Annotated in this window: 21 protein-coding genes; 11 read left to right on the forward strand and 10 right to left on the reverse strand. The window is 60.8% G+C overall.

Annotated elements, in window-relative coordinates:
- Nucleotides 1-157: 157 nt before the first annotated feature.
- On the forward strand, nucleotides 158-1,225 hold the full coding sequence (locus BLQ09_RS29735; RefSeq protein ID WP_027603150.1) for an AI-2E family transporter: 1,068 nt from the start codon (nucleotides 158-160) through the stop codon (nucleotides 1,223-1,225).
- 3 nt (nucleotides 1,226-1,228) lie between these two features.
- On the opposite strand, the gene BLQ09_RS29740 is transcribed toward BLQ09_RS29735, so the two are convergent.
- The 3 genes from BLQ09_RS29740 to BLQ09_RS29750 form a co-directional block, all read right to left on the reverse strand.
- Complete coding sequence (locus tag BLQ09_RS29740) at nucleotides 1,229-1,411, reverse strand: hypothetical protein (protein ID WP_027603151.1); 183 nt, start codon at nucleotides 1,409-1,411, stop codon at nucleotides 1,229-1,231.
- Between the two features lie 91 nt (nucleotides 1,412-1,502).
- Nucleotides 1,503-1,697 carry a hypothetical protein gene (locus BLQ09_RS29745; protein WP_027603152.1) on the reverse strand — a complete coding sequence of 65 codons (195 nt, stop codon included), beginning with the start codon at nucleotides 1,695-1,697 and terminating at the stop codon, nucleotides 1,503-1,505.
- A gap of 233 nt (nucleotides 1,698-1,930) precedes the next feature.
- Nucleotides 1,931-2,284 (reverse strand): hypothetical protein, encoded by a 354-nt coding sequence (locus tag BLQ09_RS29750; RefSeq protein WP_027603153.1) that lies wholly within the window; start codon nucleotides 2,282-2,284, stop codon nucleotides 1,931-1,933.
- A 156-nt stretch (nucleotides 2,285-2,440) separates the two neighbouring features.
- Here BLQ09_RS29750 and BLQ09_RS29755 point away from each other — a divergent pair, with 156 nt between their 5' ends.
- The gene (locus tag BLQ09_RS29755) at nucleotides 2,441-3,259 is read left to right on the forward strand and encodes a shikimate 5-dehydrogenase (protein ID WP_027603154.1); all 819 of its coding nucleotides are present in this window, start codon (nucleotides 2,441-2,443) and stop codon (nucleotides 3,257-3,259) included.
- A 59-nt stretch (nucleotides 3,260-3,318) separates the two neighbouring features.
- On the opposite strand, the gene BLQ09_RS29760 is transcribed toward BLQ09_RS29755, so the two are convergent.
- Nucleotides 3,319-3,969 (reverse strand): YceH family protein, encoded by a 651-nt coding sequence (locus BLQ09_RS29760; protein ID WP_027603155.1) that lies wholly within the window; start codon nucleotides 3,967-3,969, stop codon nucleotides 3,319-3,321.
- Between the two features lie 173 nt (nucleotides 3,970-4,142).
- On the opposite strand from BLQ09_RS29760, the gene BLQ09_RS29765 reads away from it, so the two are divergent.
- The gene (locus tag BLQ09_RS29765; protein WP_027603156.1) at nucleotides 4,143-4,652 is read left to right on the forward strand and encodes a DUF1993 domain-containing protein; all 510 of its coding nucleotides are present in this window, start codon (nucleotides 4,143-4,145) and stop codon (nucleotides 4,650-4,652) included.
- 64 nt (nucleotides 4,653-4,716) lie between these two features.
- Here BLQ09_RS29765 and sstT read toward each other — a convergent pair whose 3' ends face one another.
- Entirely contained in the window at nucleotides 4,717-5,937 is a 1,221-nt protein-coding gene (sstT, locus tag BLQ09_RS29770; protein ID WP_027603157.1) for a serine/threonine transporter SstT, read from the reverse strand.
- A gap of 232 nt (nucleotides 5,938-6,169) precedes the next feature.
- Here sstT and BLQ09_RS29775 point away from each other — a divergent pair, with 232 nt between their 5' ends.
- Nucleotides 6,170-7,327, forward strand: a complete 1,158-nt coding sequence (locus BLQ09_RS29775; protein WP_027603158.1) for an MFS transporter — start codon at nucleotides 6,170-6,172, stop codon at nucleotides 7,325-7,327.
- A 4-nt stretch (nucleotides 7,328-7,331) separates the two neighbouring features.
- Here BLQ09_RS29775 and nhaR read toward each other — a convergent pair whose 3' ends face one another.
- Nucleotides 7,332-8,234 (reverse strand): transcriptional activator NhaR, encoded by a 903-nt coding sequence (nhaR, locus tag BLQ09_RS29780; RefSeq protein ID WP_092359629.1) that lies wholly within the window; start codon nucleotides 8,232-8,234, stop codon nucleotides 7,332-7,334.
- A gap of 134 nt (nucleotides 8,235-8,368) precedes the next feature.
- Between nhaR and BLQ09_RS29785 the strand changes: the two genes are divergently transcribed.
- The 4 genes from BLQ09_RS29785 (at nucleotide 8,369) to mnmH (ending at nucleotide 11,628) form a co-directional block, all read left to right on the forward strand.
- Nucleotides 8,369-8,620, forward strand: coding sequence for a hypothetical protein (locus BLQ09_RS29785; protein ID WP_027603160.1), 252 nt, complete (start codon nucleotides 8,369-8,371; stop codon nucleotides 8,618-8,620).
- A gap of 29 nt (nucleotides 8,621-8,649) precedes the next feature.
- A complete protein-coding gene (locus tag BLQ09_RS29790; RefSeq protein WP_027603161.1) occupies nucleotides 8,650-9,399 on the forward strand; it encodes a TerC family protein in 750 nt (249 codons plus the stop codon).
- Nucleotides 9,400-9,493: 94 nt separating this feature from the next.
- Complete coding sequence (gene selD / locus BLQ09_RS29795) at nucleotides 9,494-10,528, forward strand: selenide, water dikinase SelD (protein WP_092359622.1); 1,035 nt, start codon at nucleotides 9,494-9,496, stop codon at nucleotides 10,526-10,528.
- Nucleotides 10,528-11,628: a tRNA 2-selenouridine(34) synthase MnmH gene (gene mnmH, locus BLQ09_RS29800; protein WP_027603163.1), complete on the forward strand. Its 1,101-nt coding sequence runs from the start codon at nucleotides 10,528-10,530 to the stop codon at nucleotides 11,626-11,628. Before selD ends, mnmH begins: the two co-directional genes overlap by 1 nt.
- On the opposite strand, the gene BLQ09_RS29805 is transcribed toward mnmH, so the two are convergent.
- Together BLQ09_RS29805 and BLQ09_RS29810 are read right to left on the reverse strand one after the other, a co-directional pair.
- On the reverse strand, nucleotides 11,618-12,673 hold the full coding sequence (locus BLQ09_RS29805; RefSeq protein WP_027603164.1) for a permease: 1,056 nt from the start codon (nucleotides 12,671-12,673) through the stop codon (nucleotides 11,618-11,620). The two genes, mnmH and BLQ09_RS29805, sit on opposite strands and share 11 nt — an antisense overlap.
- A gap of 45 nt (nucleotides 12,674-12,718) precedes the next feature.
- Nucleotides 12,719-13,420, reverse strand: coding sequence for a hypothetical protein (locus BLQ09_RS29810; RefSeq protein ID WP_027603165.1), 702 nt, complete (start codon nucleotides 13,418-13,420; stop codon nucleotides 12,719-12,721).
- Between the two features lie 253 nt (nucleotides 13,421-13,673).
- Between BLQ09_RS29810 and BLQ09_RS29815 the strand changes: the two genes are divergently transcribed.
- The 3 genes from BLQ09_RS29815 to hemB all read left to right on the forward strand — a co-directional run bounded on the left by BLQ09_RS29815 (nucleotide 13,674) and on the right by hemB (nucleotide 16,308).
- On the forward strand, nucleotides 13,674-14,372 hold the full coding sequence (locus BLQ09_RS29815; RefSeq protein WP_027603166.1) for a glutathione S-transferase N-terminal domain-containing protein: 699 nt from the start codon (nucleotides 13,674-13,676) through the stop codon (nucleotides 14,370-14,372).
- Between the two features lie 3 nt (nucleotides 14,373-14,375).
- The gene (locus tag BLQ09_RS29820; protein WP_027603167.1) at nucleotides 14,376-15,215 is read left to right on the forward strand and encodes a PhzF family phenazine biosynthesis protein; all 840 of its coding nucleotides are present in this window, start codon (nucleotides 14,376-14,378) and stop codon (nucleotides 15,213-15,215) included.
- 118 nt (nucleotides 15,216-15,333) lie between these two features.
- The gene (gene hemB, locus BLQ09_RS29825) at nucleotides 15,334-16,308 is read left to right on the forward strand and encodes a porphobilinogen synthase (protein ID WP_027603168.1); all 975 of its coding nucleotides are present in this window, start codon (nucleotides 15,334-15,336) and stop codon (nucleotides 16,306-16,308) included.
- 199 nt (nucleotides 16,309-16,507) lie between these two features.
- Here hemB and BLQ09_RS29830 read toward each other — a convergent pair whose 3' ends face one another.
- Complete coding sequence (locus BLQ09_RS29830; RefSeq protein WP_315899086.1) at nucleotides 16,508-16,906, reverse strand: hypothetical protein; 399 nt, start codon at nucleotides 16,904-16,906, stop codon at nucleotides 16,508-16,510.
- 25 nt (nucleotides 16,907-16,931) lie between these two features.
- The coding region (locus tag BLQ09_RS29835; RefSeq protein WP_139202146.1) for an RHS repeat domain-containing protein at nucleotides 16,932-17,984 on the reverse strand (1,053 nt) is incomplete at its 5' end.

Here is a 17,984-nt window from a genome sequence, read left to right on the forward strand (position 1 = left end):
ATCGGGTCGCAAAAGGCCGCGAGCGTAGCCCAACGTGTACCGGGCTTTATTGATCTGGGTCTACGCTTACCGCAACAAAGATGGCACTCCCGGGATTTGCGGTGGACTAAGCAGCTGGACGCACACGCGCGGCCTGCTTTTCTGACATGGATCGGACATGAATCAAACCAACCTGCAATTCAAGACCCTGCTGCTCCTGCTGGCCCTGGTGACCGTCGCCTTTATCTGGATATTGCTGCCGTTCTACGGTGCAGTGTTCTGGGCGGTGATCCTCGGCATCATCTTTGCGCCGATGCAGCGTCGCCTGCAGCAGCGCTTCGGCTGGAACCGCAACCTGACGTCCCTGGCCACCTTGATGGTGTGCCTGGTGATCGCGATCCTGCCGGTGATCATTACCAGCGCGTTGCTGGTGCAAGAGGGCGCCACGCTGTACAAAAACGTCGAGAGCGGCAAGCTGGACGTGGCCGGCTATATCGAGCAGTTCAAGAACTTCCTGCCGCCGTACTTCCAGCACCTGCTGGACCGCTTCGGCATGGGCAACCTGGAAGGGCTGCGCGAGAAGATCGTCAAGAGTGCGATGCAGGGCAGCCAGTTCTTTGCGACCCAGGCGTTCAGCTTCGGCCAGGGCACGTTTGATTTCCTGGTGAGTTTTTTCATCATGTTGTACCTGCTGTTTTTCCTGCTGCGCGACGGCCCGGAACTGGTGCGCAAGGTCCGCACGGCGGTGCCGCTGGCCGAGCCGCAGAAGCGTCGGTTGCAGCTCAAGTTCAATCGGGTGGTGCGCGCCACGGTCAAGGGCAATGTGCTGGTGGCCGTAACCCAGGGGGCGCTGGGTGGTTTGATCTTCTGGTTCCTGGACATTCCCAGTGCGTTGCTCTGGGCGGTGCTGATGGCGTTTCTATCACTGCTGCCGGCCGTGGGCGCGGGCATTGTGTGGGGGCCGGTGGCCGCCTACTTCCTGTTGAGCGGTTCGATCTGGCAGGGTGTGGTGCTGGGCCTGTTCGGCGTGTTTGTGATCGGCCTGGTGGACAACGTATTACGCCCGATCCTGGTGGGCAAGGACACCAAGATGCCGGACTACCTGATCCTGATCTCGACCCTGGGCGGCCTGTCGGTATTCGGCCTCAACGGGTTCGTGATCGGGCCGCTGGTGGCGGCGCTGTTCATGTCCAGCTGGGCGTTGTTTGTCGAGAGCAAGCCGCGGGTCAAGTTGCCGTTGCCTTGAGTCTCAGGCGTGCAGGCGGAAGTTCGAGGCTTGCTGCAGTTGTTTTTCGGCGTCAGACAGGGAAGTGAGTGGGCCGCTGATGGCTTCGCCGTCGCGCACCACGTACCAGCACGCCAGCAAACCCAGCTCTCGAAGCGGGGCAGGGACGGCGCTGCCGATGACGGACATGATTTGAACAGTGGGCATAAGGACCTCCAATCGCTATGGAGGTCACCTTACGGGGCACAGGCGCTCAGGAAAAATCATCTGGCTCGATAGTCGACATCAACAAAAGGCCTCAGTCGACCACTTGATCGAGCATGCTCACCACTTCCTGCTCATTAAGCAGGCCTTTGTGCACCAGGTTTTCCGCCAGCAGCGCGAGGAACTTGGCGCTGCGGTGGCCTTCCAGGTGCTTGAGCTCCGTGAGGGCGCTGTAGACCTTGCTGGACGTACACAGGCCAGCGGTGCGGTGCGGATTTTGTGTGGGCATGGTCAGTCGTCCTTGTTGTTATGGAGTGGACAGGATTGATAGTGGGAGTGTGGCGTGACACAAACATGACAGCGTGAGCCCCGTTCGGGCAAGTAGACTTTCGACCTTAATCATGTGGGATTGCAGCCCGGTCATTGTCCTCAGAGCGACCTTGGCAGGATAAATCCGGACGTTACCCACAAGAAAAGGCCCCGCGGGTGGGCGAGGCCTGTTGCATAGCTGACGGTTGAGACTTACCAGCCGCGGCGGTAATAGCCGTGGGGCGGGCCATAGTAGCCACGCGGTGGGCCGTAATAGACCGGCGCCGGGCGGTAATAAACCTCCTGCTGCACGTACACCGGTGGCGGTGGTGCGTAGTAGACGGGCGGCGGCGCGGCATACACCGGCTGCGGTTGCACGTAGACCGGCTGCTGCACATAGACCTCACGGGGCTGGCTGGCCACCACGGAGCCCACTACGGCGGCGCCGACCAGGGCACCCAAGACGGCTGGGCCACCCCATCCACCACCATGGGCGGAGGCTTGGCCTGCCATAGCGAGTGCACCTACCAGCAAGGCGATCTTGGGGATTGTACGAATCATGGTCATTCCTCGGTTAGCCCCTGCGCTTGTGGTCTGCAATCAATAGACTCAAGTAATGTCGCGGGGATACTTTTAAGACAACGTATTTCTGAAAAACAGCACGGCCGCTAGGTAAAGGTTGTGTAAGGTCTGTACCGATTTGCTTACTCAAAGGAGTTATCCATGCAGATGCACCCCAACAAGGACACCCAACTGTGCATGTCGCTTTCGGCCCGCCCTGGGAATTTTGGCTTGCGTTTTCATAACCACCTGTACGAACAGCTGGGGCTGAACTTCTACTATAAAGCCTTCAGCAGCCAGGATTTACCCGGCGCGATAGGTGGTATCCGCGCGTTGGGCATCCGGGGTTGCGGGGTGTCCATGCCCTTCAAGGAGGCCGCCATTGCCTTAGTGGACGAACTGGACGATTCGGTTCAAGCCATTGACTCCCTGAATACCATCGTCAATACCAATGGCCATCTCAAGGCCTACAACACCGACTACATCGCCGTCGAACAATTGCTCAAGACACACGCCGTGCCGCAGGATTCGACCTTCGCCCTGCGTGGCAGCGGCGGTATGGCCAAGGCCGTGGCGAGCGCCTTGCGGGATGGCGGTTACGCCAATGGTGTGATCGTGGCGCGTAACGAAGCGGCAGGCCGGGCGCTGGCGCAGAACCTGGGGTATGAGTGGCAGGCGGAACTGGGCGATTTGCGCCCACAGATGCTGATCAACGTCACCCCCATCGGCATGACCGGCGGGGCCGAGGCGGATGCCCTGGCGTTCGACGCGGATGCCGTGGATGCCGCGGACACTGTCTTCGATGTGGTGGCGATCCCCGCCGAAACGCCGCTGATCATGCGTGGACGGGCCAAAGGCAAGCGGGTGATCACTGGGCTGGAGGTGATTGCGATCCAGGCGTTGGAGCAATTCGTTCTGTACACCGGCGTGCGGCCTACGGATGAACAGTTCCAGGCGGCAGTAGCCTTCGCCCGCAACTGAAGGCCGCTGCTGCTCTAAATGTGGGAGGGAGCAAGCCCCTCCCACACTGGTTGACCGTGTCAGGCCTGTTCCAGCTGCGCCAATCGCTCTTCCAGAGCTGCAATTCGTGCTTCAAGCTCTTCGATACGATCCAGCGAGACTGCGCCGGCAGAGCGCTCCACCGGGCTTCCCCGCGCCGCGATAATCACCTCGATGTCCGCCGGATCCCCCAGCGCATGGGTATAACGATCTTCCCGCTGCCCTGCCTGGCGCGGCACCAGCAGCGCCAGCCCGCGGGCGATCAGGCGCTCCAACTGGTGCACCACCTGCTCGGCATCCTCGAAGTCATGCATGCGCCCGCTGCGGGTCAGCAGTTCGTTGACCGTCTGCGGCCCACGCAAGAACATCAGCCCGGTCAGGATCACCTGGGCCGGCACCAGTTCCAGCGCCTTGTCCACGCGATGCTCCCAGCGGTCGGCGCGGCTGCCCATCACCAGGCGCGTGAAGCCTTGGCCTTCCAGCGCACGCAGACTCTGGCCAACCTGGCCCTGGCTCAGGTTCATCACCGGCTCGCGGCTGGTCTTCTGGTTGCAGGCCAGGACCAGGGCGTTGAGGGTCAGGGGATAGGTTTCCGGGTTGGTCGCCTGTTTTTCGATCAGGCAACCCAGGACGCGAATTTCCGTGCTGTTCAGGCGCGGCTCAGGGGTGTCGGTGTCGTGCTCGGCGGTCATCGCGCTTTCCCTATGCTGTGAATGGGGGCGCTCTCAATTAGTTTCCCCAGCGCGGCGGGGAAACTAATTGAGAACGCCCCCGCCTAGCCTAAGCCGGAAAAAATAAAAGACAAGCGCCTGGCGTGTCTATAATCGCCGCTGGTTCCAACCCTGCCATTACCCATGAGACTGCCATGACTATTTCCCTGTACGCCGCCTCCATCCCCGTCTTCAAGCAAATGCTCAGCGCCCTGAGCGATGTGCTGAACAAAGCCGAAGCCCACGCCACCGCCAGGAACATCGAACCCAACGCCTTGCTGCAAGCGCGGCTGTTCCCGGACATGTTCCAACTGGTGCGCCAGGTGCAGATCGCCGTCGACTTCGCCAAGGGCGTTTCCGCACGCCTGGCTGAGATCGAAGTGCCGAAATACGAAGATACCGAAGTCACCTTCGCCGACCTGCAAGCGCTGATCGCCAAGGTGCTGGCGTTTGTCGACACCATCAAGCCCGAGCAAGTCGACGGCAAGGAAGGCATCGAGATCATTACCCGCCCAGGCACGCCGAAAGAGAAGCGCTTCAGCGGCCAGTCCTACCTGCTGACCTACGGCCTGCCGCAGTTCTTCTTCCACGTCACCACCGCATACGCCTTGCTGCGTCACAACGGTGTGGAAGTGGGCAAGCGTGACTACATGGGCGCTTTCTAAGGCTCGAAAAAAAGCCCGGGGTGGTTCATTCCTGAACCACCCCGGGCTTTTTTACGCCTGGCGCTTAAGCCGACTGCTCTTCCTTGCCCAGGCACGCGGCCGCGGTAAACAGCACATCGGTGGACGAATTGAGTGCGGTTTCCGCCGAATCCTGCAGCACACCGATGATGAAGCCTACGGCCACCACCTGCATGGCGATTTCGCTGGGGATACCGAACAGGCTGCATGCCAGGGGAATCAGCAGCAGCGAGCCGCCGGCCACACCCGACGCGCCGCAGGCACAGATCGCCGCGACCACGCTGAGCAGCACGGCGGTCGGCAGGTCCACGGCAATGCCGAGGGTGTGCACGGCCGCCAGGGTCAACACGGTGATGGTGATCGCAGCACCGGCCATGTTGATCGTGGCACCCAGTGGAATCGACACCGAGTAGGTGTCTTCATGCAGGCCCAGGCGTTTGCTCAAGGCCAGGTTCACCGGGATATTCGCTGCGGAGCTGCGGGTGAAAAACGCGGTGATGCCGCTTTCGCGCAGGCACATCAGCACCAGCGGGAACGGGTTGCGGCGCAGTTTCCAGAACACGATGGCCGGGTTGACCACCAGTGCCACGAACAGCATGCAGCCGATCAGCACCACCAGCAGGTGGGCGTAGCCGAGCAGGGCGCCGAAGCCCGAAGTGGCGAGTGTCGAGGCCACCAGGCCGAAGATACCCAGCGGGGCGAAGCGGATCACCACGCGCACGATCAGGGTCACACCGTTGGACAGGTCGTCGAGCACCGTGCGGGTGGTTTCGCCGGCATGGCGAATGGCAATGCCCATGCCGATGGCCCAGGCCAGGATGCCGATGAAGTTGGCGTTCATCAGTGCGCTGATGGGGTTGTCCACCACGCTCAACAGCAGGCTTTGCAAGACCTCGCCGATGCCGCCGGGAGCGCTCACGGTGGCGTCATGGGTAGCGAGCACCAGCGATGAGGGAAACCACATGCTGGCAATCACCGCCACCACGGCGGCGGCAAAGGTGCCCAGCAGGTACAGGAACAGGATCGGCTTGATATGGGTTTCCTGGCCGTGTTTATGGTTGGCGATCGACGCCATCACCAGCACAAACACCAGGATCGGCGCCACGGCCTTGAGCGCGGCAACAAATACCTTGCCGATAAACCCGGTGGCCTTGGCCGCCTCCGGCAAGAGCAGGGCCAGCAGGATGCCGGCGATCAAGCCGATGACGATTTGCGTGACCAGGCTGATGCGGGCCAGGCGTTGGAAAAGGGAAGGGGCAGCAGTCATATGAAGGTTGTCTCTAGTTTTTTTAAGGGCACAGCAATGCAGGCGGAAAGGGCTGTAGGAAGCAGGGCGCGAAGTCTAGCATGCCGCTGGACCTGTCCCGGCCGCTGCGGCATTGGGTCGCCGGGGCTTCGCAAAAGCCGGACATACTCTGTTAAGATTCTGCCCTCTCACCTTTCCTCTCCGTCAGCGGGCCCTTCGGGCTGTCGTTGATGTCGCCGTTTCTGGAGTTTTCATGCTGTTTCCCATCCTGCTGCTGTCGGCCGCCGGTTTTACCGTGCTGACCACAGAATTCGTTATCGTCGGCCTGTTGCCGTCCATTGCCCGGGACCTCAACGTCAGCGTGTCCCAGGCCGGCCTGCTGGTGACCTTGTTTGCGTTTACCGTGGCGGCCTTTGGTCCGTTTCTGACGGCTTACTGCGCCCGTTTCCCCCGCAAGCGTCTGTTTATCAGCATCCTGCTCCTGTTCGGCGTGGCCAATACCGTGGCCGCATTGGCGCCGAATATCTGGGTGATGGCATTGGCGCGCTTGATCCCGGCCCTGGGCCTGCCGGTGTTCTGGGCCCTGGCCAGTGAAACCGCAGTGGATATCGTCGGCCCCGAATACGCCGGGCGCGCCATCGAAAAGATCGGCTTCGGCATCGTCTGCGCCACGGTGTTCGGGATTCCAGTGGGCACGCTGATTTCCGATATGTTCGGCTGGCGCGCCGCGTTTGCGATCCTCGCCGTGGTCGCACTGGCCAAGGCCTTGCTGCTGTTTATCTACCTGCCGGTGACCCAACCGAAGAACGACCAGGTGTCGTTGCGCTCGCAGTTCAAGATCCTGCGCAACCCGCTGATGCAAGGCCATATCCTGTTGTCGGTCCTGGTATTCAGCGGCATGTTCACCGCGTATACCTACCTGGCGGACATCCTTGAGCGCCTGGCCGGTTTCGACGGCACGCTGGTGGGCTGGTGCCTGATGGGCTTTGGCGCAGTGGGGCTGATCGGCAACTCCCTGGGCGGGCGTGCGGTGGACCGTCACCCGCTGATCGCCTCCATGGTGTTCTGCGGTTTCATGATCGCCGGCATGGTCGCGCTGGTACCGGCGATCCACTCCACGGTCGGCCTGGCGGCGGCGATGGCGGTGTGGGGCGTGACCCAAGCGGCGCTGTTCCTGGTCAGCCATGTGCGGTTGATGAAGGCCGCACCCCATGCGCCGGCGTTTGCGGCGTCGTTGAATATCGCCGGGGCCAACCTGGGCATTGGCCTGGGGGCCATGGTCGGCGGGCATGTGATCGACACCCTCGGCCTCGGCAGCCTGGGCTTTGCCGCTTCCGGGTTTATCCTGGTGTCGATGCTGCTGGCGCTGTGGCTGATGACCGCCAGGCCAGCGGTCGCGTCCAACGCCTGAACGCTCAGGGCAGGGCGGTAAACAACTCTCGCCGTGCACCTTCGGTAATCGCCACGATGCCGGGGTGCTTGACCTTGCGTTCCACCGAGATCGCGTAGAACGACTCGGTGACGGCATCGGTCTGGCCAATCAACGCCACCCCGTACTGGCTCACTACTTCATCGGCGATCACGCTGGGCGCGATAAAGATCCCGCTGCCGGATTGGCCAAAGGCCTGCATCAAGGCGCTGTCATCGAACTCGCCGATGATCCTGGGCAGGATCTGCTGCTCGGCAAACCAGCGCTGCAAACGGCTGCGCACTACGGTTTCCGCGCCGGGGATCAACAGGGGCGCGCCGTGCAGGCACTGTGGGAAGTCACCGGCGTACCTGTCAGCCAATGCCTGGGTGGCGAAAAAACTGATGCCACATTCCCCCAGTTTCTGGCTGTAGCCCCTGATATCCAGGTGCGAGGGCATGGGGCTGTCGGAGATCACCAGGTCCAGGCGCTGGATCGCCAGGTCGGCCAGTAAACGCTCGAGTTTGTCTTCCCGGCAGGTAATGCGCAGGGGCTCGCTCAACTCCATGGTCGGCGCGATCAGCCGGTACACGATGGACTTGGGCACCACATCCGCCACACCGACCCGAAACAGGATCTGTTGCTCATTGGGCTGCGCGCGCAGCATCGCCTCCAGTTCATTGCCGGTCTGGAACATCTGTTCGGCATAGGGCAGGGCCTGGCGCCCGGCTTCGGTGAGTTCAAGCTGGCGGCCTACCCGCTGAAACAGCGCAATCCCGTAGGTTTGCTCCAGCAGGCTGATCTGCCCGCTGATGGTCTGGGGCGTGAGGTTCAGTTGCTCACAGGCGCGCACGATGCTGCCGGTCTTGGCCACTACCCAGAAGTAATGCAACTGTCGGTAATTGAGCATGATGATCATCACTTCGTAAAAACCGAAGTATACGCGAGAAAAATACGAATTTTCCTGAACTGTTTGCCTGCATAGAATGCCTCGCTATCGCGGGGCCACTATTTGGACCCAATGGTTCTAACGAGGAAGACATCATGAAACTCAATTCCCTGGGCGCGGCATCGTTGCTTGCGCTTTCATTGGTGATGATCAGCGGTTGCGATCAGGTCGAAAAAAGCGCGCAACAGGTCATGGGCAAAGCCACCGAGTCGGCCAAGCAAGCCATCGATGACACCCAGAAAGCTGCCGAGCAGGCGTTGAGTGAAGCGACAAATGGCCTGATCAATCCACAAAAAAAGGATGATCAGGAAGAAAACGAGTCTGAATCGAACACCAAAGAAACCTAATCTCCCCAGCACAACGTCAGGACTGACCTATGGATTACCTTTTACAACTGGCCGCCAGCCCTACCGCCTGGATTGCCCTGGCCACCTTGATCGTGATGGAAATCGTGCTGGGCATCGATAACCTGATCTTTATCTCGATCCTCACCAACAAATTGCCGGAGAAACATCGGGCCAAGGCGCGACGCATCGGTATCAGCATGGCGCTGGTGTTGCGCCTGGGCCTGTTGAGCACCATTGCGTTTATCGTGCAATTGACTACGCCGGTGTTCGAAGTGCTCGGCCAGGCGTTCTCGTGGAAGGACATGATCCTGATCGCCGGTGGCCTGTTCCTGGTCTGGAAGGCCACCACCGAGATCCATCACAGCATGGACCCGGAGCCTGAAGAGAAAGCCAGCGCTGGCAATGTCGTGGCCATCGGCTTTGCTGCGGCCATCGGGCAGATCCTGTTGCTTGACCTGGTGTTCTCCATCGACAGCATCATTACCGCCGTGGGCATGACCGAGCACTTGCCGATCATGATCATCGCCGTGGTGACCTCGGTGATCGTGATGCTGGTGGCGGCCGAGCCGTTGGCCAAGTTCATCAACGACAACCCGACCGTGGTGATGCTGGCCCTGGGCTTCCTGATCATGATCGGCATGACGCTGATCGCCGAAGGCTTCGGCGCCCATGTGCCTAAAGGCTACGTGTACGCGGCCATGGCCTTCTCGGCGGCCATCGAGTGCCTGAACATCGCTCGGCGCAACCGTCACAAGCGTCTGCTCGCTGCCCGGCAGTAACGCTGCAACCCCAAAGGCCGGCTGTGCTCACAAGAGCCCAGCCGGCCTTTTGCTGTCTGTTAGAATCCGCCCACTTGATAGCTTGAGGTCCACCATGAACGAGCCGATTCGCCTTACCCAGTACAGCCATGGCGCGGGTTGTGGCTGCAAGATTTCGCCCCAGGTGCTGGAAGTGATCCTGGCGGGCAGCGGCGCGCAGAACCTCGACCCGAACCTGTGGGTGGGCAACGCCTCCCGCGACGACGCGGCGGTGTATGCCATCGACGATGAGCGCGGCGTGGTCTCTACCACTGACTTTTTCATGCCGATTGTCGATGATCCCTTCGATTTCGGCCGCATCGCCGCCACCAATGCCATCAGTGACATCTACGCCATGGGCGGCGACCCGTTGATGGCCATCGCCATTCTTGGCTGGCCGGTGAACGTGCTGGCGCCGGAGATCGCCCGTGAAGTGATCCGTGGCGGCCGCTCGGTGTGCGACGAAGCCGGTATTCCGTTGGCGGGCGGGCACTCCATTGACGCGCCCGAGCCGATCTTCGGCCTGGCCGTCACCGGCATCGTGCAAAAGCGCCATATGAAGCGCAACGACACCGCCACCGTGGGCTGCCGCCTGTACCTGACCAAACCGTTGGGCATCGGCATCCTCACCACCGCCGAAAAGAAGGGCAAGTTGCGTGAGGTGGATATCGGCCTGGCCCGTGACTGGATGTGCACCCTCAACAAACCCGGCAGCCGTTTCGGCAAGCTGGCCGGTGTGACGGCAATGACGGATGTCACCGGTTTCGGTCTGTTGGGCCATTTGGTGGAGATGGCGGACGGCAGTGCCGTGACCGCACGTATCGAATACGACAAAGTCCCACGTCTGCCCGGGATCGAGGACTACCTGGACCAGGGCTGCATGCCGGGTGGCACCTTGCGCAACTTCGACAGCTACTCGAGCAAGGTCGGGCGTCTGCAGGAATTGCACAAACGCGTGCTGTGCGACCCGCAGACCAGCGGTGGCCTGCTGATCGCGGTCACGCCTGAAGGCGACGCCGGGTTCCGCGCGACGGCGGCTGAATTGGGCTTGAGCCTTGAGCCGATCGGCCAATTGGTTGAGCGACAGACCCACGCGGTAGAGGTGGTTTGATGGCAACTGACATCACCGATTACCGCGACATTTTCCTCAACGACCGGCCGATGATGGATACCCGCGCGCCGGTCGAATTCGCCAAGGGCGCGTTCCCCGGCGTGATCAACCTGCCGTTGATGACCGATGACGAGCGCCAACGCGTCGGCACCTGCTACAAGCAGCAGGGCCAGCAAGCCGCGATTGTGCTGGGGCATGAGCTGGTATCGGGGGCGATCAAGGCTGAACGCATCGAACAATGGGCACGGTTTGCCCAGGCCAATCCTGATGGTTACTTGTATTGCTTCCGGGGCGGGCTGCGTTCGCAGATCGTGCAGCAATGGTTGAAGACCGAAGCCGGCATCGAGTACCCGCGGGTCGGCGGTGGCTACAAGGCCATGCGGACCTTCCTGCTGGAGACCCTTGACCAGGCGGCAGCTCACTGTGATTTCGTGCTGCTGGGCGGCATGACCGGTACCGGCAAGACCGAGGTGCTGGGCCAGTTGCGCAACGCCCTGGACCTGGAGGGCCATGCCAACCACCGCGGTTCCAGCTTCGGCAAACGCGCCACGGCGCAACCCTCCACTATCGACTTCGAAAACCGCCTGGCGGTGGACCTGCTGAAAAAACGTGCGGGCGGTATCGAGCAGTTCGTGGTCGAGGATGAAAGCCGCATGATCGGCAGCTGCGCGCTGCCGTTGCCGTTGCACAAGGGCATGCAGACCTTTCCGATGGTGTGGCTGGAAGACAGCGTCGAAGGCCGTGTCGAGCGCATCCTGCGCGATTACGTGATTGACCTGTGCGCAGAATTCATCGCGGTGTTTGGTGAGCAGGGCCAGGCGCTGTTTGCCGAGCGCCTGACCCAGAGCCTGGCCAATATCCACAAGCGCCTGGGCGGCGAGCGCTTCCAGCGGTTGCAGGCGATCATGCAGGATGCCCTGGCGGAACAGCTGCGCAGCGGCGCCGTGGACCTGCATCGCGCCTGGATTGAGGGGCTGTTGCGCGAGTATTACGACCCGATGTACGCCTTCCAGCGTGAAAGCAAAGGCGCACGCATCGAGTTTGCGGGAGAGCAGGGCGCAGTCACGGCCTATCTGCGCGAGCGCGCCCTCAGAGAATAAGCGCGCCGATCAACCCGCACACCACGCCCACCAGCATGGTCAGCCCGGCCACCGTCACCAGTACCCGCGCATCGAAATCCTTGCGCAGCATCAACAGCGACGGCAGGCTCACGCTGGGCAGGGTCATCAGCAAGGCCACGGCCGGGCCGGTGCCCATGCCCAGGGTCATCATGGTTTGTACGATGGGGATTTCTGCCGCTGTAGGGATTACAAACAGCGTGCCGACAATCGCCAGGGGCACCAGCCACACCAGGCTGTTGGCCATGGCGCCGTCCACGTGGGGGAACAGCCACACCCGTGCGGCACCGAGCACCAGCACCGCCAGGATATAGATCGGTATGGTGCTCCAGAACAGCTGCCACAGGGTACGCAGCCAGCGACTGAAGAAGGGTTGTGCTTCGACCTGGCTGGCCTCGGCCACCGCGTCCAAGGCAACTTCCGGCACTTGGTCCGGCCGTGCGATGCGCTGTGCCACCAGTGACACGCCGACCACCAGCACAATGCCCGCCACCAGCCGCAAGGCGGTAAAGCCCCAGCCCAGCACAAAGCCCATGAACACCAGCGTGGCCGGGTTCAGCACCGGGTTGGCAATCCAGAAGGCCAGTGCCGCGCCCACCGACACCTGCTGGCGGCGCATACCTGCCGCGACGGGCGCCGCGCAGCAACTGCACATCATCCCCGGCAAGGCAAACAGCCCGCCGCGCAAGGTCGAGCCGAGGCCGGCACGGCCAAACAGGCGCAGCAACCAGTCGCGGGGGATCAGCACTTGCAGCAGCGAGCCGAGGATCACCGCCAGTACGGCAGCCTTCCAGATCGCCAGGAAATACACCTGGGCGTAGGCCAGCGCTGCTGCCAATGGCGAGCTTTGTTGATCGTTGAGGATCGAGGCGCCGATGCTGTGGTTGTCAGCGGCAACAAACGCCTTGAAGTAGTAGGGCGACCACTTCACGTAGTAGAGGCCGACACAGGCTACCAGTAGGAACAGGGCAGGTTTCCACCAGAACGACCAGCCCCGGACGGGCTGGGTGGAGGCGAGGTTGGGCATGGAGGAGGGTCCGCAGATGAGTCAATAGCGGTGCATCATACGCCCTCAGCTATCGGCACTCACCTGTGTTGGCTGCGGGCAGGTTTCTTCACCGTCGTTCAGGCCTTGCTTGTAGTTGCGGCTGAGCAGCGAGGCTTTGCCGTTGTGCCAGGTCAGCGTCAGTACGTACAGCGTGTCGTAGTCGCTGCCGGACCAGTCGTCGGTAATCGTGTGTTTTTCGCCGGAGGCCTCACTGGCCACCTTGTTGATCAGCTCCGGCAGGTAGCCGTGGGACCACGCGGTGTAGATGGTGGCATTGTGGTATTTGTCTTCCACCAGCTCGTCGGCCAGGTCGCTGGTGTCGTTGGCCGAGAACTTGATGTTCACCGGCAGGCCCAGCTTGATGGCGCTGGGGCTGATGGTCATCAACGGGCGAATATAGCTGTAGGAATTGTCCAGCTCACCTTCCTCGACATTGCGCGTCGGGTTGGCGGCAAACACGAAGTTGGCCTTGCCGAATTTTTCCGGCAGCAGGGTGGCCAGGTTCATTGCTCGGTTCAACCCCTGGCAATTGAGTTGGCCCAGGCCGCCGGCCGGTTTCTCGGCGTGGCGCAGGAACACCAGGGTTTGCACGCCGTCCACCGGTTGGGCGCGGCTTTCCCGGGCGTCGAGGGCGGCAACCATGGCGCCGCTCACCAGCAAAAGGGGTAACAGGATGTAGGCGTAGTGTTGCAGTCGTTGCACAAGGCGCAGAGGCTTGATCGTCATTATGGGTTCGAGTCTTCGTGCGTCACGTTAAGGCGGACAAGCCTGGCCCCAATGACGCCTGGGGCGTCCTGCGGGTATTCCGTGTCGGTACAGCGAGGTGCCTCCATTCACCGTTTGAGCGCACTTAAGAGTGCACGCGGGCGTATTGGTTCGCCCACGGGGGATAATAGCCCGCTGATGTTGCGCATTGATGACCCATGCAGGACGTGGGTCAGATGATTATCATGGGGGCTTTCCGCCAGGGAGTTTCCCGATGAACCCGATCGCCGCGTTCCCGATCAACAGCAAATGGCCCGCCCGGCATCCGGAGCGCCTGCAACTGTACTCGTTGCCCACGCCCAACGGGGTAAAAGTCTCGATCATGCTCGAAGAGCTGGGCCTGCCTTATGAGGCGCACAAGGTCAGTTTCGAGACCCAGGACCAGTTTTCCCCCGAGTTCCTGTCCCTGAACCCCAACAACAAAATCCCCGCGATCATCGACCCCGACGGCCCGGCGGGCCAGCCGTTGGCGCTGTTCGAGTCAGGCGCAATCCTGATCTACCTGGCGGAAAAATCCAGCCAGTTGCTTTCCGAAGATCCGGCGACACGTTATGAAACGATTCAATGGCTGATGTTCCAGATGGGGGGCATCGGTCCGATGTTTGGCCAACTGGGTTTCTTCAATAAGTTTGCCGGCAAGGACTACGAAGACAAGCGCCCCCGCGACCGTTACGCCGCGGAATCCCGTCGCCTGCTGGAGGTGCTGGAAAAGCGCCTGCTCGGCCGCACCTGGATCATGGGCGACGACTACAGCATCGCCGACATCGCCACCTTCCCCTGGATTCGCAACCTGATCGGTTTCTATGAATCGGGCGATCTGGTGGGCATTGCCGACTTCCCTAACGTACTGCGCGCGCTGGACGGCTTTGTCGCCCGGCCGGCAGTCATCCGTGGCCTGAATATTCCGAGCTGAAGCATGCCGACTTTCGATTTCAAACAACTGGATGTATTCAGCAGCGTGTCGCTCAAGGGCAATCCGCTGGCCGTCGTGCTGGGTGCCGACAGCCTCAGCGACCAACAGATGGCTGACTTCGCCAAATGGACAAACCTCAGTGAAACCACGTTTTTGCTGACACCGCGCGATGCTCGGGCGGACTACCGGGTGAGGATCTTTACCACCTTGCAGGAGCTGCCGTTCGCCGGGCACCCGACGCTGGGCAGTTGCCATGCGTGGCTCAAGGCGGGTGGGGTGCCCCAAGGCGAGGAGATTATCCAGGAGTGTGAAATCGGCCTGGTGCGTATTCGGCGTCAAGGCGATGAACTGGCGTTTATTGCACCGCCGTTGATGCGCGCCGGCGCTGTGGACTCCGCGTTGCTGGAGCGCGTTCGCCTGGGATTGGGCCTGGCGCCGGGGGCCATTGTGCGCAGCCAGTGGGTCGACAATGGCGCGGGGTGGCTCGCGGTGATGCTGGCTGACCGTGATCAGGTCCTGGCCTTGCAGCCGGACTATTCGCAGCTGCTGGGACTGGCCGTCGGCGTGATTGCGCCTTGCAACCCGGCTGACGACGTGGACGCGCAGTTTGAGGTGCGTGCCTTTGTCGCAGGCGACGGGGCCCAGGAAGACCCGGCCACCGGCAGCCTGAATGCCGGCGTCGCACAATGGCTGCTCGGCGAAGGACTCGCGCCTGAGTGCTACGTGGTCAGCCAGGGCACGGCCATGGGGCGTGCGGGGCGGATTCGGGTCGAACGTCAAGGTGATGAAATCTGGGTCGGTGGCGCTGTCGCGGTGTGCATCGACGGGCGACTACAGCTCTAGATCAATACATTATTACGGCCCCCGCAATACACTGTTGGCCCCTGGGCATTTGTGCTGCCGGGGCCTTGGGGCATAAGCTTTCGCCCCAAAGATTTCCCGCCACTTTTTCAGGACAGCCATGACCAGCCAGTTCCCCCAAGCCCGTCCACGCCGCCTGCGCCGCTCCCCGGAGCTGCGTGGCTTGTTCCAGGAAACCGAGTTCACCCTCAACGACCTGGTGCTGCCGATTTTCGTCGAAGAAGACATCGACGACTTCGTGCCGATCACCAGCATGCCCGGTGTGCAACGCATCCCGGAAAAGAAGCTGGCTGCCGAGATCGAGCGCTATGCCCGTGCCGGTATCAAGTCGGTGATGACCTTCGGCGTGTCCCATCATCTGGACGCCAACGGCAGCGACACCTGGAAGGAACGCGGCCTTGTCTCGCGGATGTCCTCGATCATCAAGGACGCGGTGCCGGACATGATCGTAATGTCCGACACCTGCTTCTGCGAATACACCGACCACGGCCACTGCGGCGTGATGCACGGCGCCCATGTCGACAACGATGCGACCTTGGTCAACCTCGGCAAGCAGGCCGTTGCCGCTGCCCGCGCCGGGGCCGACGTGATCGCCCCCTCGGCCGCCATGGACGGCCAGGTCCAGGCCATCCGCCGTGCGCTGGATGAGGCCGGCTTCACCCATATCCCGATCATGGCCTACTCCACCAAATTCGCCTCGGCCCTCTATGGCCCCTTCCGCGAAGCCGGCGGCAGCGCGCTCAAGGGCGACCGCAAAAGCTACCAGATGAACCCGATGAACCGCCGCGAAGCCGTGCGCGAATCGCTGCTGGACGAACAGGAAGGCGCGGACGCACTGATGGTCAAGCCGGCCGGTGCCTACCTCGACATCATCCGCGACATCCGCGAAGCCTCGCGCCTGCCGGTGGCGGCGTACCAGGTCAGCGGCGAATACGCGATGATCAAGTTCGGCGCCCAGGCGGGAGCGATCGATGAGGATCGGGTTGTGCGGGAAACGTTGGGATCGATCAAGCGTGCGGGGGCGGATTTGATCTTTACTTACTTTGCTATGGACTTGGCGTTGGCTGGGATCTAAGGGCAACGTAACCCCCCCCTGGTGAGCGAACACTTGTGGTGAGCGAGCTTGCTCGCGTTGGGCTGCGTAGCAGCCCTAAACCAGACACCGCCAATCTACCTGAAACACCGTATTGCCTTGACTGGGGCCGCTTCGCGGCCCCACGCGAGCAAGCTCGCTCGCCACAGGGGGCGTTGGGGTGTCAGGGAGAATGGTAGCGCTACCACGTTGACTGGTCTTCGAGGCTGGCTTTTTGCAGGTCGTCTTTCCAGACCTCATTGGCTAAACGGTAGATATCGGCGAAGAAGCCTCTAGGGTCGGCGATTTCTGTTTCGTCCCAAGCCATAGTTATGTATTCGTCGTAATCGCTTTCGAATTCTTTCGAAAAGTCAAAGTCGGGTTTGTCTAGCACATCTCGGAGTGCAGACATCAATACGAAGCGATGTCTGTATGACAAATGCATAAGTTTCTTCAGGACAAAAGAAATAATAATTATCTCTCTGTCTTTCTCATTGTTAGGGTCGTACTTCCATAGTTCTTTGCCAACTGTATCCTCAAGGTCGTATATCGATAAGGCTCCCAATATATGAGAAATGTTAGGAATGTAAGGTGTATTCATGAATGGGCATTTCAGCATTGTCTGCTCACTTAGGGAATGCGGTAAATGGCCGAGTTGGATTGTTTATATCAAATCTGACCTCCGCTCTGTCCATGTTTTCAATGTACTTAGGATCGTTTGCGTCCCGCCGGTTAGGTTTGTAGCCTCGTCCAGCTCCGGGTAGCTCGACTATAACTACTGGGTTACCCGCTCCATCAAGACCTGTAGGAGATGGTGAATTGCTTTGCATCCTACCCATGGCTTTGTTTAGAGCGTGAAGCTGCATTCTCCAGGTTTTAAATTGGGAGCTGGAACTGATAGTTTCCCTCTCCCCTGTGGTTGGATTCGTTCCATCAATAGATCGTTGCCTTAAAGCGTTGTCTGGTATCTCTGGGCCATGCTTTTCAACCGAGTGCATATCGTATTCCTGTTCCCAACCCAGTACTTTTTGTTTTGCATTTACCTCTGTCAGTTCATCTATTCTCGCCTGTCGCTGAGTGCTCGGCAGTTGAGGTAGAGCGGGCGCGCCTTCGTTAACGCTAGGCTTCGGAAAAATAGGAGGAGCGTTAGGCTTGCATTCGTCACCAGGGCAGGTGCTTAAGCCCAGCGGATCAATCCACCCCGTAGGATTGGGCACGTACTGGTACGCGTTGATCCCACCCGCCAACTTCACCGGATCAGGCGTCAGGTAACACCCAATATCCGGATTGTAGTAGCGATGACGGTTGTAGTGCAGCCCGCTTTCCTGATCGAAGTACTGACCCTGAAAACGTAGCGGGTTGTCGATTTTGCCTTTGTCGAGACGGCTGATCTGGCCGTAGGCGCGGTAGTGGGCGGACCAGATGATTTCGCCGTCGGGGGCGGTCAGCTCCTGCGGTGTGCCGAGGTGGTCGAGTTGGTAGTGGTAGGGCTTGGTATCTTTTGGGCCGAATCCTTCCAGCAGGGCGAGTGGCCTAAAACTATCGGGTTCATAGAGATAACTGCGATGGCGATCCGCATGGTGCTCGGCAATCAGCCTGTCGCCTTGCCAGAAAAACTCCGTGGTGATGCCGTCCACGGTTTTGCTGATGCGCCGCCCAAACGGGTCGTAGCGGTAACT

Origin of the sequence: Pseudomonas sp. NFACC25, from assembly GCF_900100935.1 — a bacterium.
Classification (GTDB): domain Bacteria; phylum Pseudomonadota; class Gammaproteobacteria; order Pseudomonadales; family Pseudomonadaceae; genus Aquipseudomonas; species Aquipseudomonas marginalis.